15 protein-coding genes are annotated in these 15,961 nt (G+C 65.2%); 5 read left to right on the top strand and 10 right to left on the bottom strand.

All coding sequences use genetic code 11. The features are described from left to right. The first annotated feature begins 3 nt into the window (after positions 1-3). Genes hutG through IP69_RS11800 form a run of 4 tightly spaced genes read left to right on the top strand, consistent with a single transcriptional unit; the run spans position 4 to position 3,225 of the window. The gene (gene hutG, locus IP69_RS11815) at positions 4-807 is read left to right on the top strand and encodes an N-formylglutamate deformylase (protein WP_054143028.1); all 804 of its coding nucleotides are present in this window, start codon (positions 4-6) and stop codon (positions 805-807) included. Continuing rightward, on the top strand, positions 807-2,477 hold the full coding sequence (gene hutU / locus IP69_RS11810) for a urocanate hydratase (protein WP_054143027.1): 1,671 nt from the start codon (positions 807-809) through the stop codon (positions 2,475-2,477). Before hutG ends, hutU begins: the two co-directional genes overlap by 1 nt. A gap of 56 nt (positions 2,478-2,533) precedes the next feature. Beyond that, complete coding sequence (locus IP69_RS11805) at positions 2,534-2,803, top strand: type II toxin-antitoxin system Phd/YefM family antitoxin (protein ID WP_054143026.1); 270 nt, start codon at positions 2,534-2,536, stop codon at positions 2,801-2,803. Further along, complete coding sequence (locus IP69_RS11800) at positions 2,803-3,225, top strand: type II toxin-antitoxin system VapC family toxin (RefSeq protein ID WP_054143025.1); 423 nt, start codon at positions 2,803-2,805, stop codon at positions 3,223-3,225. The genes IP69_RS11805 and IP69_RS11800 overlap by 1 nt, the downstream gene beginning before the upstream one ends. Before the next feature lie 57 nt (positions 3,226-3,282). On the opposite strand, the gene IP69_RS11795 is transcribed toward IP69_RS11800, so the two are convergent. From IP69_RS11795 to IP69_RS11765, 7 genes are all read right to left on the bottom strand, one after another. Next, on the bottom strand, positions 3,283-4,689 hold the full coding sequence (locus IP69_RS11795) for a TRAP transporter large permease (RefSeq protein ID WP_054143024.1): 1,407 nt from the start codon (positions 4,687-4,689) through the stop codon (positions 3,283-3,285). An 8-nt stretch (positions 4,690-4,697) separates the two neighbouring features. Then, positions 4,698-5,276: a TRAP transporter small permease gene (locus IP69_RS11790; protein WP_054143023.1), complete on the bottom strand. Its 579-nt coding sequence runs from the start codon at positions 5,274-5,276 to the stop codon at positions 4,698-4,700. A 154-nt stretch (positions 5,277-5,430) separates the two neighbouring features. Then, positions 5,431-6,402, bottom strand: coding sequence for a sialic acid TRAP transporter substrate-binding protein SiaP (locus tag IP69_RS11785; protein ID WP_054143022.1), 972 nt, complete (start codon positions 6,400-6,402; stop codon positions 5,431-5,433). Positions 6,403-6,518: 116 nt separating this feature from the next. Next, positions 6,519-7,307, bottom strand: coding sequence for a FadR/GntR family transcriptional regulator (locus IP69_RS11780; protein WP_054143063.1), 789 nt, complete (start codon positions 7,305-7,307; stop codon positions 6,519-6,521). A 133-nt stretch (positions 7,308-7,440) separates the two neighbouring features. Further along, on the bottom strand, positions 7,441-8,220 hold the full coding sequence (locus IP69_RS11775; RefSeq protein ID WP_054143021.1) for an ABC transporter ATP-binding protein: 780 nt from the start codon (positions 8,218-8,220) through the stop codon (positions 7,441-7,443). A 12-nt stretch (positions 8,221-8,232) separates the two neighbouring features. After that, positions 8,233-9,006, bottom strand: a complete 774-nt coding sequence (locus IP69_RS11770; RefSeq protein ID WP_054143020.1) for an ABC transporter permease — start codon at positions 9,004-9,006, stop codon at positions 8,233-8,235. 176 nt (positions 9,007-9,182) lie between these two features. Next, positions 9,183-10,145 (bottom strand): ABC transporter substrate-binding protein, encoded by a 963-nt coding sequence (locus IP69_RS11765; RefSeq protein ID WP_054143019.1) that lies wholly within the window; start codon positions 10,143-10,145, stop codon positions 9,183-9,185. Positions 10,146-10,390: 245 nt separating this feature from the next. Here IP69_RS11765 and IP69_RS11760 point away from each other — a divergent pair, with 245 nt between their 5' ends. Beyond that, positions 10,391-11,944 carry an acetolactate synthase large subunit gene (locus IP69_RS11760; RefSeq protein ID WP_054143018.1) on the top strand — a complete coding sequence of 518 codons (1,554 nt, stop codon included), beginning with the start codon at positions 10,391-10,393 and terminating at the stop codon, positions 11,942-11,944. Positions 11,945-12,069: 125 nt separating this feature from the next. On the opposite strand, the gene IP69_RS11755 is transcribed toward IP69_RS11760, so the two are convergent. The 3 genes from IP69_RS11755 to IP69_RS11745 form a co-directional block, all read right to left on the bottom strand. After that, positions 12,070-13,116 carry a histone deacetylase family protein gene (locus IP69_RS11755; protein WP_054143017.1) on the bottom strand — a complete coding sequence of 349 codons (1,047 nt, stop codon included), beginning with the start codon at positions 13,114-13,116 and terminating at the stop codon, positions 12,070-12,072. Between the two features lie 101 nt (positions 13,117-13,217). Continuing rightward, a complete protein-coding gene (locus tag IP69_RS11750; protein ID WP_054143016.1) occupies positions 13,218-14,399 on the bottom strand; it encodes an acyl-CoA dehydrogenase family protein in 1,182 nt (393 codons plus the stop codon). Positions 14,400-14,483: 84 nt separating this feature from the next. After that, positions 14,484-15,920, bottom strand: coding sequence for an amidohydrolase family protein (locus IP69_RS11745; RefSeq protein WP_054143015.1), 1,437 nt, complete (start codon positions 15,918-15,920; stop codon positions 14,484-14,486). Positions 15,921-15,961 lie beyond the last annotated feature (41 nt).

Genomic DNA, 15,961 nt, shown 5'->3' with positions numbered 1-15,961 from the left:
TGCATGACCTCGATCGTCACCGTCACCCGGGGCCCCTCCCCGCTCATCCTCTCGATGCCGCATCCCGGCATCGGGCTGCCCTCTGAAGTCGAGGCCACGCTGAACGAGCGCGGGCGGCTGGTCGAGGACACCGACTGGCATATGCGCGAGGTCTATGCCTTCGCGGAGCGCTTCCAGCCGACGATCGTCGAGGCGCAGCTCTCGCGCTATGTCATCGACCTGAACCGCGATCCGTCCGGCGTCTCGCTCTATCCGGGGCAGGCGACGACCGAGCTGGTGCCGACGACGACCTTCGACGGCGCGCCGATCTGGATCACACCACCTGACGCGGCCGAGATCGAGCGGCGCCGCGTCGCCTATTTCCAGCCCTATCACGAGGCGCTCGCAGCCGAGATCGCACGGGTAAAGGCCGCCCATGGCTATGCCGTGCTGTGGGACTGCCACTCAATCAAGTCAGTGATACCGCGCCTGTTTCCCGGCACGCTGCCGACGCTCAATCTCGGCACGAATTCGGGCGCGAGCTGCGCGCCCGCCGTCGAGGCCGCCGCAGCGGCGGCGATGGCGGCGCAGCCCCTCACCCATGTCGTCAACGGCCGCTTCAAGGGCGGCTGGATCACGCGCCATTACGGCCAGCCCGACGCCCACGTCCATGCGCTCCAGATGGAGAAGGCGCTGTCGGCCTATCTCGCCGCCGAAGAAGCGCCCTGGGCCTTCGATGCAATCATAGCCGCGCCCCTGAAATCCGCCCTCTCCGCCATCATCGCCGCCGCGCTGGACGCCGCGGCCCAGCACGAACGGAGCCGTTAATGACCCGCATCGACAACAGCCGCGTCATCCGCTCACCCCATGGCACGGAGCTTTCCGCCAAAAGCTGGCTGACCGAAGCGCCGCTGCGCATGCTGATGAACAATCTCGACCCGGACGTCGCAGAGAAGCCGGGCGAGCTCGTGGTCTATGGCGGCATCGGCCGTGCCGCCCGGACCTGGGAGGACTTCGACCGGATCTGTGCGTCGCTGCGGTCGCTGGAGGCCGACGAGACGCTGCTCGTGCAGTCGGGCAAGCCGGTCGGCATTTTCAAGACGCATCCGGACGCGCCGCGCGTGCTGATCGCTAACTCCAACCTCGTCCCGGCCTATGCGAACTGGGAGCATTTCCACCATCTCGATAAGCTCGGGCTGATGATGTACGGCCAGATGACGGCCGGCTCCTGGATCTATATCGGCACGCAGGGCATCGTTCAGGGCACCTACGAGACCTTCGTCGAGGTTGGTCGGCAGCATTTCGGCGGCTCGCTCAAGGGCAAGTGGATTCTGACCGGGGGGCTCGGCGGCATGGGCGGGGCGCAGCCGCTGGCCGCGACCATGGCCGGCGCCTCGATGATCGCGGTCGAGTGCAAGCCGTCCTCGATCGAGTTCCGTCTGCGCACCGGCTATCTCGACGAGAAGGCCGACAGCATCGACGAGGCGCTGGAGATCGTCGAGCGCGCGCATAAGGCCGGCAAAGCCGTCTCGGTCGGCGTGCTCGGCAATGCGGCGGAGGTGTTTCCCGACATGGTGGAACGCGGCATGCGCCCCGATGTCGTCACCGACCAGACCTCGGCGCATGATCCGCTCAACGGCTATCTGCCGGCGGGCTGGACGCTGGCCGAATGGGAGGAGCGCAAGGAGCGCGATCCGGCCGCCACGATCCAGGCGGCGAAGGAGTCGATGGCGGTGCATGTCGGCGCCATGCTGGACTTCCACCGGATGGGCGTGCCGACGCTCGACTATGGCAACAACATCCGCCAGATGGCGAAGGATATGGGCGTCACCGATGCCTTCGACTTCCCCGGCTTCGTGCCGGCCTATATCCGCCCGCTGTTCTGCCGGGGCATCGGGCCGTTCCGCTGGGCGGCGCTCTCGGGCGATCCGGAGGACATCTACAAGACCGACGCCAAGGTGAAGAAGCTGATGCCCGACGACGCGCATCTGCACAACTGGCTCGACATGGCGCGCGAGCGCATCCAGTTCCAGGGTCTGCCCGCGCGCATCTGCTGGGTCGGGCTGGGCGACCGGCACCGCTTAGGCCTCGCCTTCAACGAGATGGTGGCGAAGGGCGAGTTGAAGGCGCCGGTCGTGATCGGCCGCGACCATCTCGACTCTGGCTCCGTCGCCTCGCCCAACCGCGAGACGGAGGCGATGAAGGACGGCTCGGACGCGGTCTCCGACTGGCCGCTGCTCAACGCGCTGCTCAATACGGCCGGCGGCGCGACCTGGGTTTCGCTGCATCATGGCGGCGGCGTCGGCATGGGCTATTCGCAGCATTCGGGCGTCGTCATCGTCGCCGACGGCACGCCGGAGGCCGCCAAGCGGCTGGAGCGCGTGCTTTGGAACGACCCGGCGACAGGCGTCATGCGCCATGCCGATGCAGGCTACGAGATCGCGGTGGAGTGCGCGAAGGAGAAGGGGTTGCGGTTGCCGGGGATGGGGATCGGTTGACGTCCTGACCGGCGGCGCTAGTATCTGACTAGTCTGACTAGTCGGAGAATCAGCTAATGGCTTGGGCGCTGCAGGATGCCAAGGCGAAGTTCAGCGAAGTCGTGAAACTCGCGCTCAGCGAGGGGCCGCAGGAGGTCACCGTGCGCGGCGAGCCGACAGCGGTCGTGATCTCCAAGGTCGAGTTCGACGAGTTGAAAGCCGCCAAGGGGATCAAGCCGAAGAAGAACCTCGCGGAATTTCTGATGGAAGGCGATCCCTGGCCCGACGATTTCGTCGAACTTGTCAACCGACGTTCGCCTGATCCCGGCCGCGATATCGAATTCTGATGTATCTGGTCGATACAAACGTCCTGTCGGAGGTTCGTCGCAAAACACCCGCAGCCATGTCCTGGATGGCGAGCGTCGATCCCACGGCTATCTATATCAGCGTGATTTCGCTCGGCGAGATCATGAAGGGTGCGGAGATGCAGATGCACCGCGATCCTCAGTTCTCCCGCCGCCTGCTGCATTGGCTGGATGGGCTTCACGAGGCCTATGACAACCGGATTTTGCCGATCACGCTCGACATCGCGTTCGCCTGGGGGCGGATCGCGGCCGGACGCAGCCGCAGCGCGCCGGATGCGCTGTTGGGTGCCACAGCGCGTATCCACGATCTCACCTTGGTGACGCGCAACGTTCGCGACTTCTGGGATATTCCCATCGCGGTGCTGAACCCTTGGGACCCCGACCCGGCTCTTCCAGGCCGCTAAGCGAACGGATCTGGTCCCCTGTGGCCCCAGCTCTAACGGAGCAGCGCGGGATTGCCCCTACCGCACCATCCCCATCTGCCGCGGCAACCACAGCGTCAGCTCGGGGATGAAGGTGATCGCGATCAACGCGGCGAAGAGCGGCACCAGCCAGGGCAGGATCGCCATGGTGGTGCGCTCGACCGAGAGCTTGGCGACGCGCGATAGCACGAAGAGCACCATGCCCAGCGGCGGGTGCAACAGCCCGATCATCAGGTTCAGCACCATGATCAGCCCGAAATGGATCGGGTCGACGCCGAGCTTCAGCGCGATCGGGAGCAGGATCGGCACCACGATGGTGATGGCGGCAATGGTGTCGAGGAAGCAGCCGATGAACAGCAGCAGGATGTTGACCAGGATCAGGAAGACCCATTTGTCCTGGGTCAGGCTGAGGATCAGGTCCGAGAGGATCTGAGCCGTGTTGGAGACCGTCAGCAGCCAGGCGAAGATCGAGGCGGCCGTGACAATGAAGAGCACGGAGGCCGTGGTCTCGATGGTGTCGAAGGTCGCCTTGGTCAGGCTGCGCATGGTCATCGAGCGATAGCGGACGAGGCCGAGGAAGAGCGACCAGATCACCGCCGCAGCGGCGGCCTCCGTCGGCGTGAACCAGCCCATGGTCATGCCGCCGATCAGGATGACCGGCGTCATCAGCGCCATGACGGCCGAGAAGTCGAAATAGTAGTCGAGGCCGAGCAGCACGGCGAGCGCCAGGCCGATGGCGAGGTTGTCCGGCAGTCCGGCCCAGAGCAGACCATAGGCCAAAAGCGGGAAGCCGAGCACGACGGCGATCTCGATGCCGGCGGTCCCGATTTCGCGCAGCGAAAAGGTGGCGTCCGAGCCCCATTTGTAGATCCGCGCGAAGATCGCGACGGTGATCATCATGAACAGCGTCATCATCACGCCCGGCACGACGCCGGCGAGGAACAGCGCGCCGATCGAGGTGTTCGACATCATCCCGTAGATGACGAAGGGCAGCGAGGGCGGGATGATCGGCCCCAGCGTGGCCGAGGCCGCCGTGACGCCGACGGCGACCTCGGTCGGGTAGCCATGGTCCTTCATCGCCTTGATCTCGATCGTGCCGATGCCGGCTGCGTCCGCGATGGCCGTGCCCGACATGCCCGAGAAGATCACCGAGCCGATGATGTTGACCTGCGCGAGGCCACCGCGCATCCAGCCGACGAGCGCGACCGCGAAGGCATAGATGCGCCCGGTGACGCCGGCGATGTTCATCAGGTTGCCGGCCAGGATGAAGAACGGCACGGCGAGCAGCGGGAAGCTTTCGACGCCCGCGATCATGCGCTGGGCGAGAATGACGTCGGGCACGGTGCCCGAGATGATGATGAAGGCCAGCGAGGCGACGGCCATGGCGATCGCCACGGGCACGCCGAGAATCATCAGACCGAGAAAGGAACCGAGCAGGATCAGCATGTCAGGTCTCAGGCCTCCGAGCCGTCGAAGGCTTCCGGCTTTTCCAGCACGGAATAGCCGCGGCGCGCATTCTGCCAGGCGACATGGAGCGCCCGCAGGGTCATCAGCGCGAAGGCGAGAACGACCGCGTTGAAGACGATCGATTTCGGCAGATCGACCGTCGTCATCATCTCGTCGGGGATCAGCGAGGCGTATTTGTACATCAGCCAGGTTCCGTAGGCGAAGAAGCCGATGCGCACGACATCGACGAAGGTCGCCATGATCCGGCCCAGGCCAGGCGACATGTAGCGGTAGAGGAAATCGACCTGGATATGCCGCGAGGCCCGCACGCAGAGCGAGGCGCCCAGGAAGACCACCACGACGAGCGCGTTGATCGCGATCTCCTCCGTCCAGGCGAAGGAGTTATTGAGCACATAGCGGGTGAAGAACTGCAGGATGACACAGCCGACCATGACCCAGAACGCGGCCAGCGTGATCCAGTCCTCGACGCCGTAGACGGAGAGATCCGCCGGCGGCGCCGCCTCGTCGAAGACATGGGCGAGTTCCTCGCCGGTGACGGGGGTGTGGATTTCAGGCGTCGCGGTCATAGGCTGGTCCAGTCGTCGGTCGGGCGACGGCATGGCCGTCATTGATAGCGCAGCGAAGCCATCCAGAGGTCTCGCTCAGCGGCCCTGGATGGATTCGTCGGCTTTGCCTCCTCGCCATGACGAACACACCGTCGCGAGGAGGCAGATTGGTGGCTTACTTGACCGCCTGGATGCGGTCCCAGTCGGCCTTGCGGTAGCCGAACTGCTCGAAGGTGACGTTCTTCTGCACGTTCGCCAGGAAGTCCGCCTTGTCGACTTCGGTGACCGTCAGGCCCTTGTCCTTGAAGAACTGGACGAGCTTGACCTCGGAAGACTGGATCTGCTTCGTCGCGCGGGCAGCCGCCTCCTGGGCGACCTCGCTGAAGATCTTGCGGTCCTCGGGCGAGAGCTTGTCCCAGAGTTGCTTGGCGACGACCGTGTTGAGATGGTCGACGATGTGGCCGGTCAGGACGATGTGCTTCTGGACCTCGTAGAACTTCTTGGCCTCGATGGTGGTCAGCGGGTTCTCCTGCGCCTCGACCGTGCCGTTCTGCAGCGCGAGATAGACCTCGGCGAAGGCGATCGGCGCGGTGTTGGCGCCGCAGGCGCGCGGCATGGCGAGATAGGCCGGCACGTCGGGCACGCGGATCTTGAGGCCCTTCATGTCGGCGCAGCTCTTGATCGGCTTGTTCGAGGTGGTGTGGCGCGTGCCGTAATACGTCACGGAGACGATCTGGTGGCCGCTCTTCTCCTGATAGCCCTTGGCCATATCTGTGAAGACATCGCTCTTGGTGTAGGCGAGCAGATGCTCGGGGCTGCGGAAGGTGAAGGGGTAGTAGGTCACGCCGATCGGCGGAAAGGCGCGCGCGGCGAAGCTCGACCCGGAGATGATGATGTCGACCGTGCCCAGCGTCAGGCCCTGGTTGATGTCGGTTTCCTTGCCCAGCTGCGAGGCCGGATAGACGGTGATCTCGTAGCGGCCATTGGTGCGCTTCTTGAACTCCTCGGCCGCCCAGACCGATTCGGTGTGGAAGGGCTCGGAGGTCTCGTAGACATGGGCCCATTTCAGCTTGGTCTGCGCCTGCGCCGGCGCGCCGGCGACGATCAGGCTCGCGGCCACGGCCGCCATCGTCAGATAGGTCTTCATCGCGTTGTCCCTCCCATGGGATCGGTTTTGTTGGCTGGTCGTTTTCTTGGTCTGCTTATGGTGGTCTGTAGCCTGCTGTCTTCTTTTGCAGCTTTTCGTCCTGCCGTCTTGTCGCGTCAGTTTTTCCTGATGAGCCGGGTCACGACACTCTCCCGCTCGCTTGCCTGACCTCGTCTCGCCGCCTGCACCCCCGGAGCCGGCCCTTCGCCGAAGCTCTGTGAGAACCGCTCCTGCGAGCGCTGCAGGTGGCGGCGCATCGCGGCCTGCGCCGCGTGGCCCCGTCCCGCGGCGATGGCGTCGCGGATTTCGCGATGCTCGCTCAGAGCCTCGCTCCACGATTCGGCGTTCTCGAAATGGCTCGCAAGCTGGCGGAAATACGGGTTGATGCGCTGGTCGAACAGCATGCCGACGAAGCGCGCCAGCACGGCATTGCCGAGCACCGCGGCAATGCCGACATGGAAAGCGCGGTCGAGCGCAACGAGATCGTCTCCCGTCAGTTCCGGATTTTCCATCTGCGCGAGAATGTCGTCGAGTATGGCGATATCCTGGGAACCTGCAGTGGCACCGGCTTCGGCGCAGACGGCACTTTCGATCAGTTCGCGCGCTTTGAGAACCTCGAACGGGCCCTCTGGAGCCTCGTCGGTCAGGGCCGCGATCGCGAGATCCCCCGCTGGCCGGTCGATGACATAAACGCCCGATCCCATGCGGATCCGGACCCGGCCCTCGACCTCGAGCGCGATCAGGGCCTCGCGCACGGAGGGGCGCGACACGCCGAGCTTCTCCGCCAGCTCGCGTTCAGGCGGCAGCCTTCCGCCCACCGGATATTCGCGCCGATCGATGAGATGGCGCAGTTGGTCGGCGATCTGACGATACAGACGTGGCGACCCGACAGCCTCGAGCGGCACAGCTTGCTCCCGGTTTTCCATCCCCGGCTCCCGTGATCGGGCGCTCGATTTGGCCATTTGGTCAGGCCAATTGACCTAGAGACAACCATCATCGCGCAGGCCTGTCAATCAGCCTGACGATCAGCCCCTTCGCTCAATGCTCGCTCGCCATCACCTCGGCGCGGATCTCCTCGACCAGCCTCTCCTTCAGCGCGACGAATTCCGGGCTCGTCTTGATGGTGTAGGGACGCGGATGGGGCAGATCGACCGCGATGTCAGCCTTGATGCGGCCGGGCCGCGCGCTCATCACCACGACGCGAGAGCCGACGAAGATCGCCTCCTCGATGTCGTGGGTGACGAAGAGAACGGTCTTGCGCTCGCGCTCCCAGATGCCGAGCAGCATTTCCTGCATCAGGGCGCGGGTCTGGTTGTCGAGCGCGCCGAAAGGCTCGTCGAGCAGCAGGATTTTGGGGTCGTTGGCGAGCGCGCGGGCGATCGCGGTGCGCTGCTGCATGCCGCCCGAGAGCTGCTTGGGAAAATGGTCGACGAAGCTCGACAGGCCGACGCGGTCGGCCCATTGGCGCGCGATATCCATCCGCTCGCGCTCGGACACGCCTTTCTCGCGCAGGCCGAAGGCGATGTTCTGGCCGACCGTCAGCCAGGGGAACAGCGTGTAGCTCTGGAAGACGAAGCCGCGATCTGCACCCGGTCCCGAGACGGGCACGCCATCGAGCATGATGCGGCCTTCACTGGCCGTCTCGAGCCCGCCGATGATGCGCAGCAAAGTGGACTTGCCGCAGCCTGAGGGGCCAAGGATGGCGATGAAGTCGTTGTCGCCGACGCTGAGCGAGGTCGGCATCAGGGCGCGCGTCGGCTGGCCGCCGCGCTGGGCCGGGAACACTTTCCCGACATTCTCCACAAGAAGCTTGCTCATCTATGCGCCCAACTACCTCTGCGCCCAAGGAAACAGGCGCTGGTTGACCGCCTTGAACAGAAAATCCGAAACCAGCCCGATCAGGCCGATGACGATGATGCCGAAGATGATCTGCCCGGTGTTGAGCAGCGCCTGGCTGTTGGTGATCATATGGCCGATGCCCGAGGACGAGCCGATCAGCTCGGCGACGATGACATAGGTCCAGGCCCAGCCGAGCACGAGGCGCAGGATCTCGGCGATCTCGGGGGCGGCGTTGGGCAACAGCACGCGGCGCACGACCGAGGTGTCGGTCGCGCCCAGCGTATAAGCGGCGTCGACCAGGTCGCGCCGGATCCCGCCGACCGCGACCGCGATCATGAGGATCAACTGGAAGACCGAGCCGATGAAGATGACGAGCAGCTTCTGCGCCTCGCCCAGCCCTGCCCAGAGAATCAGCAGCGGGATAAAGGCCGAGGCCGGCAGGTAGCGCGCGAAGGAGACAAAGGGCTCGAGCAGCGCCTCGATCGGCTTGTAGGCGCCCATGGCGATACCGAGCGGCAGGGCAACGAGAGCCGCCAGCACGAAGCCGCCGACGACGCGCCAGATCGTCATGCCGATGTCGTAGGCGAAGCCGTACTCGACCATCAGGTTGTAGCCCTCGCGCACCATCGTGATGGGGTCGGCGAGGAACAGCCTCTGGACATAGCCACCAAAGGTCGCAACCGACCACAGCGCCACGAACAGCGCGAAGAAGGCGATGCCGTAGGCGACGCGCGAGGACGCGGAGACCGGCTGGAGGGGTTTCATCAGACGATGATCCGCTGCGTCATCCCGGGCGACCGTAGGGAGACCCGGGATCCATGCCTGAACGCTTCAGGCATGGATCCCGGATCAGCGCCGCTACGCGGCTTGTCCGGGATGACGTGGAGTGGTTGGGGACGAGATGCCCGGGTCAAGCCCGGGCATGACGCGTGGGAATCAGCTCATTTGCCGGCGACGTATTTTGTTTCCACCAGCGAAGCCAAATCGGGCTTGGTCTTGATCAGGCCGATCTCGAGCAGCAGATCGGCAGCCTTGGCCGAGAAGGCCTGCCATTCGCCGGAGAAGAAGGCCTTGTTGCCCGCCGCGTCCGACCAGCGCAGGAAAGCGGCCGACTTGCCGAACTGCTCGCCGGACTGCTTCACATCCGCGCCCATGATGCCGAAGGCCTTGGCCTGATCGGCCTTGATCATGTCGAGAGCCTCGAAATAGCTCTTCGTCAGCGCGGCGGCACCCGCGTCATTGGCCGCCAGGAAGGCCGGGGTGCAGCCGAAGGTGTCCATCACCATCGGATAGTCGAGCGTGGTGGCGATGATCTTGCCGGCCTCGGGCTTCTCGCGCACGGCCGAGAGATAGGGCTCATAGGTCATGGCGGCGTCGTTCTGGCCGGCGATGAAGGCCTGCGCCGCCGGGCCGGGCTCCATGTTGACCACCGTGACGTCCTTCACGGACATTCCGTTCTCCTTGAGGAACCAGGCCAGCGCGAAATAGGGCGACGTGCCGGGCGCGGACGCCGCGATCGTCTTGCCCTTCAGATCCTTGATCGAGGCGGTCGCGTTGCGCGTCACCATGCCGTCGGCGCCATAGCTCTTGTCGAGCTGGAAGATCTGCTTGGTCTTCACGCCCGCGGCATCCCAGCCGATCCAGGTCTCGACCGTCGTCGCCGCGCACTGGATGTCGCCCGAGGCGATGGCGAGGTGGCGGTCCTTCTGCGGGATCTTCTTGATGGTCACATCCAGGCCGTTCTTGGCGAAGATGCCGGCCTCCTTCGCCAGCACCAGCGGCGCGAAGCCGGTCCAGCCGGAGATGCCGATATTGACCTTGGTCTGCGCCTGCGCGCCGCCGGCCAGAAGTGCCGCGGCCAGACCCAGACCCGCCACTGTTCCCAAACGCTTCGATGTCGTCATGACGCGACCCTTCCCCTTGTGATGTCCGGCTTCGGTGCGAGGACTGACATCCATCGCACCGCATGGCGCAGCCGGATGCAACCTTCGTTCCAGCCGAGGTTAAATGCATATGCAAATCCGTCAAGCAGTCGATCAGCGTGACTGGGGACGGCTATGACATTCTCTCGTTTGACAGGCGCGGGAACATCCCTTCCCCTGAGCGCCCTTTCAACGACCTGTTTGTCCTTCGTCCAGGAATCATCAGAATGAACGGTGCCGACCGCCTCTGCGACACGCTGCTCGTCAACGGCGTTGATGTCTGCTTCGCCAATCCCGGCACCTCCGAGATGCATTTCGTCGCGGCGCTCGACCGCAAGCCGGAAATGCGCTGCGTGCTCGGCCTGTTCGAGGGCGTGGTAACGGGCGCCGCCGATGGCTATGCGCGCATGGCCGACAAGCCGGCCGCGACCCTGCTGCATTGCGGGCCCGGCATGGCGAATGCGCTGGCCAACATGCACAATGCCAGGCGCGCCTGGACCCCGATGATCAATGTCGTCGGTGACCACGCGACCTACCATCTCCAGCACGATGCGCCGCTGACCAGCGACATCGAAAGCCTGGCCCGGCCGATGTCTCACTACGTCCACCGGATCACCACGCCGGAGGATGTCGGGCCCGCAATCGGCGAAGCCTATGCCGCCGCGATGTCACTGCCGGGCGTCGCGACGGTGATCCTGCCGGGCGATTGCGCCTGGGGCAGTGTCGAGCCGGCCGAAGTGAATGCGACACCCGTTCCAGCGTTCAAGACGGTTGCCGCCGAGACCATGCGCGAAGTCGCGGCCGCGCTGCGCAAGCATGGCGCACGGGCGGCTTTGATGATGACCGGCGCATCGCTGCGCGAGGGGCCACTGGAGACGGCGGCGCGGATCTGCGCGGCAACCGGCTGCAAGATGTATGGACAGATGTCGAACGGGCGGATCGAGCGCGGCGCAGGGCGCGTCGCGATCCCCAAGGTGTTCTACCCCGTCGACATGGCGCTCGAGCAGTTGAAGGACATCGACCTGCTGGTACTGGTCGGCGCGCAGATCCCGGTCGGCTTCTTCGCCTATCCGGGCAAGCCCGGCCGATTGATCCATGATGGCTGCATCGTCACCACGCTCGGCGTGATGGGCGACGATCTCGTCGGCGCGCTCGATGCGCTGGCCGAGGAAACCGGCGCGACGAAGGTCGAACCTGCCTTCATTGCCAGGGCCCAGACCGAAACGGCGCTGCCGACAGGCGATCTCGACGCCGACAAGGTCTGCACCATCGTGGCGCGGCTTTTGCCGGAGAACGCGATCATCTGTGACGAATCGGTCTCGTCGGGGCGCGTCTTCTACCAGCAATGCCACAACGCGCCGCAGCACGACTATCTCCAGCTCACCGGCGGGGCGATCGGCGAAGGCATCCCGATGTGCGTCGGCGCGGCGGTCGCCTGCCCCGACCGCAAGGTCATCGGCATGCAGGCCGACGGCTCGGGCATGTACACGGTTCAGGGCCTGTGGACGCAGGCGCGCGAGAAGCTCGACATCGTCACGGTGATCTTCGCCAACCGGACCTATGCGATTCTGCATGGCGAAATGCGCGCCGTCGGCGTCAACGACTTCGGGCGCAATGCGACGCTGATGCTCAATCTCGACGAGCCGGCGCTGGACTGGGTTTCGATGGCGCGCGGTATGGGCGTGGAAGCGGCACGCGCGACAACAGCCGAGGAGTTCACCAAGCTATTCAAGGGGGCGCTTTCGCGCAAAGGCCCGTTCCTGATCGAGGCGGTGATCTGAGCCGACGCGTCATTCTCGGGCGACCATCGGGCGACCCGAGAATCTCTTGGCGAATGAGTTCCCTGAACTGGCAGGCTCCTCTGGCCACGAGATGGTCGGGTCAAGCCCGACCATGACGCCTTTGGCTACGACTTGAACCCACCCAGAAACGCATCCAGGCACTCGCCGATCGCCTCGATCGCGTAGCCGCCCTCCTGCACCACCAGCGTCGGCAGGCCAAAGCTCTTCACCTTGCTGGCGATGGTGCCGAAATCGGCGGCGTCCAGCTTGAGGACGCCGATCGGGTCGTCCTTGTGGGCGTCGTAGCCCAGCGCGACGATGACCACGTCGGCGCCGAACTCGCGGATCGCCTTTCCGGCCCGGTCGACGGCCGCAGCCATCTCGGCGCCGCCTGCACCATGCGCCAGCGGCAGGTTGAGGTTGAAGCCTTCGCCCGGCCCGTTGCCGCGCTCGTCTTCGTAGCCGGTATAGAACGGGTAATAGTTCGACGGGTCTGCATGGACCGAGATCGTCAGCACGTCGTCGCGACGATAGAAAATCTGCTGCGTTCCGTCGCCATGATGGGCATCGACGTCGAGGATCGCGACCTTCTTGAATTTCGAGCGCAGTCGCTGGGCGGCGATCGCGGTGTTGTTGAGGTAGCAGAAGCCCGTCGCGCGGTCGGCACGGGCGTGGTGGCCCGAGGGGCGGCAGAGCGAATAGACAGCCTTTTCGCCGGCCAGGATCGCGTCGGCCGCCGTCACCGCCGTCTCGGCCGAGAGCAGCGTCGAATGCCAGCAATGCTCGCCGATCGGCACCGACATGTCACCAAGATACCAGCCGAGCTGGCCGATGAAGCCCGTGGGGCGGCAGGGCGGGCGGACATCCTCATCGGGGCGGCCGCTCCAATAGGGGAAGGTGCTGGGCCAGACCTCGGGACCACGCTCAGCCGGCAATTCCTGCCAGCGCGCCCAGGCGGTTTCCAGGAATGCGACGAATCCGGCATCATGGATTGCAAGGACAGGCGCGGTACCATGCGAGGCCGGCCGCTCGGGCGCGATGCCGTGTTTCGCGAGCGCAGCCAGCAGGCGCGCCGTACGCTCCGGCAGGTCCTTGGGCGCGACGACGGCGCCAAAGCGCAGATACTGCTTGGGATCGTGCAGCGACTGATCGGGATGATAGAAAGCGCGCATGCTGGCCGGTTGTCCTCTGATCCGCCGGCGCATTCACGCACCAGGCTCACAGACAAGGCTAGCGTCTCAATGGCGATCCGTCACCGCTCGCAAAGCCGCGCTCACATGCGTTTGGCGACCTCCTCGAGCATGACCTCGGTGGCCCCGCCGCCGATCGACTGCACGCGGGCGTCGCGGGTCATGCGCTCGATCGTGCTTTCGCGCATATAGCCCATGCCGCCATGGAACTGCAGGCAGGCATACATCACCTCGTTGACCAACTCGCCGCAGAGCGCCTTGACCATCGAGACCTCGCGGGTGGCGTCGCGCCCCTGCGCGTCGAGCCAGGCGGCGTGATAGACGAGCTGGCGCCCAGCCTCGACCCGGGCCGCCAGCATGGCGAGCTTCTGGCGGATCACCTGCTTGTCCCAGAGGGGTGCGCCAAAGGCCTTGCGCGTCTTGACGTAGTCCAGCGTCAGGTCGATCGCCGCCTGCGCCTCGCCGATCGCCATCGCGCCGATCACGGTGCGTTCGTTCTGGAAATTGCTCATGATCGCGTAGAAGCCGCGCCCCTCCTGCCCGAGCAGGTTCTCGGCCGGGATGCGGCAATCCTCGAAGACGAGTTCCGCCGTGTCGGAGGAGCGCCAGCCATGCTTGTCGAGTTCGCGCGCGACGCGGAAGCCCGGCGTGCCCTTCTCGACCAGAAAGATCGAGACCGATTGCGAGGGCTTGGCCGACAGGTCGGTCTTGGCGGCGACGCAGTAGAGATCGGCATGGACGCCGTTGGTTATGTAGACCTTGGCGCCGTTGAGGACGTAACTGTCGCCCTCGCGCCGGGCCGTGGTGCGGATGCCTTTCACGTCGGAGCCGGCATCAGGCTCGGTGACCGCGACCGCGACGATCTTCTCGCCGGCGATGATCGCGGGCATCAACCTGTCGCGCTGGGCCTTGCTGCCGGCATTGGCGATATGGACGGACGCCATGTCGGTGTGAACGAGCGCGGTGATGGCCACGCCCGAGAAGGTCGAGCGGCCGAGTTCCTCCGCGAAGACGACGGTCGCCATCGTGTCCATCTCGGAGCCGCCATATTCGGCCGGGTAGCGGATGCCGAGGAAGCCGAGCGCACCCATCTTGCGCAGCACATCGCGGGGCACGAACCCGGCCTCCTCCCAGGCCAGGGCATGGGGCTTGATATCGGTCTCGACGAAACGACGGACCTGATCGCGCAGCGCCTCATGCTCTTCGGTGAAATAGGGCGAGCGGGCGCCCGTTCCTTCCACGCCGATCTTTTCGACTGCCGACATGCCGCTCTCCGCGTTTCCCTGATCATTCGTTTTGCGGACGGTAGGTGTCCGCTGTGGCGAGATCAAGAAGCGGTGGCCCGGCGCTCAGCTCTTGGTCGGAAAGGTCAGCGGCGAGATTTCGAGATGGTCGCGCTTGGCCCAGTCGAGCTCCTTGACGTTGGGCTCGGCGCGGCGCTGGGCTTCCTCCAGTTCGGCTGCTGCGGCCGGGTAGTCCATGGTCAGGACCTTGCCGTTGTCGACGACGGTGACGCCATCGACGATGACAGTCGTCACCGCGCGTTCGCCCGCCGCGTAGATCAGGCTGCGGATGGGATCGCGCAGCGGGCGCATCATCGGATGGGTGACGTCCGCCAGCACGATATCGGCCTTGGCGCCCTTGGCGAGGCGGCCGATGTCATCGCGTCCGAGCGCCTTGGCGCTGCCGAGCGTCGCGGCGTTGAAGGCATCCGAGGTTCTGAGATCGTAGACGTCCTCCGCCATCATGCGCGAGCCGATGCAGACGGCACGCAGCTCTTCCAGCATGTGATGGGGGTAGGTGTCGGTGCCGATGCCGACATTGACGCCGGCGGCGACATATTGCCCGAAGCTCTGCATCGCGATGCCGCGACGCTGGAACACGATCGGGCAGTGGGCGACGTTGGTGCCGGTCTCGACGAGGCAGCCGAGATCATCCGTCGCCGGCCATTTCACCGAGGAGTGATGGTCAAGGAAAATGCCGTGGCCGATGATCGAGAACGGCCCGAGCACATCGAGTTCCTCCAGCCATTCCACCGGCGTCATGCCGTGGCGGCGGGTGATCTCGTGGAACTCGACGACACTCTGGGCGGCATGAATCTGGAAGGGCAGCTTGCGGGCCTCGGCCTCGTCGAAGCTCGCCTGGATCAACTCGGGCGTGCAGGTGTCGATCTGCGAGGGCGAAACCATGCCGGAAAGCCGGCCTGAATCATCGGCCGCGACCTGGTCGAGCAGCTTCATGGCCGCGGCCATCGCAGCCTCACCGGCCTTCTCGTCCCATTCGTACTTCGCCAGATGCCCGTTGTCGGTGTACCAGCGCGCCGAGCGATACATCGGCGCAAGCACCGCCCGCAGGCCCGAGGCCTTGAAGGTTTCGAGCCAGCCATCCCAGGCGACCGACATGTCGACCAGCGTGGTGACGCCCGACATCAGCAGTTCGGAGTAGGTCACCTGCGCGCAGGATTTGATGCCCCGCGCATCGCAGCGGAACAGCGGCATGAACTCGTAGAGCGCCGTGCCGTACATTTTTGGGCTGCCGAGTTCGTCGTTCCAGCCCTTGGTCATTGCCTCCGAGGACGGGTGCGAGTGGATATTGACCAGGCCCGGCATGACCATCTTGCCGCGCCCGTCGATGGTGGCGTCGGCCTGGCCCTGATAGCTCCCGCCGACATGGATGATCCGGTCCCCGTCGAAAGCGACGTCGCCATCGCGCAGATAGACATGGCCCTTGGCCTTGGCGTCATAGGCGACGATCCAGCTGGCATTGGCGATGAGGGTGATCGGCATGGGTTGGCTCCGGCGGTGTTGTCGCGGCGTGGCATGAGCAG

This window comes from Allobosea sp. AAP35 (assembly GCF_001295925.1).
GTDB lineage: Bacteria > Pseudomonadota > Alphaproteobacteria > Rhizobiales > Beijerinckiaceae > Allobosea.
Note: the sequence above shows the minus strand (reverse complement) of the source record. Positions and strands in the feature narration are given on the sequence as shown.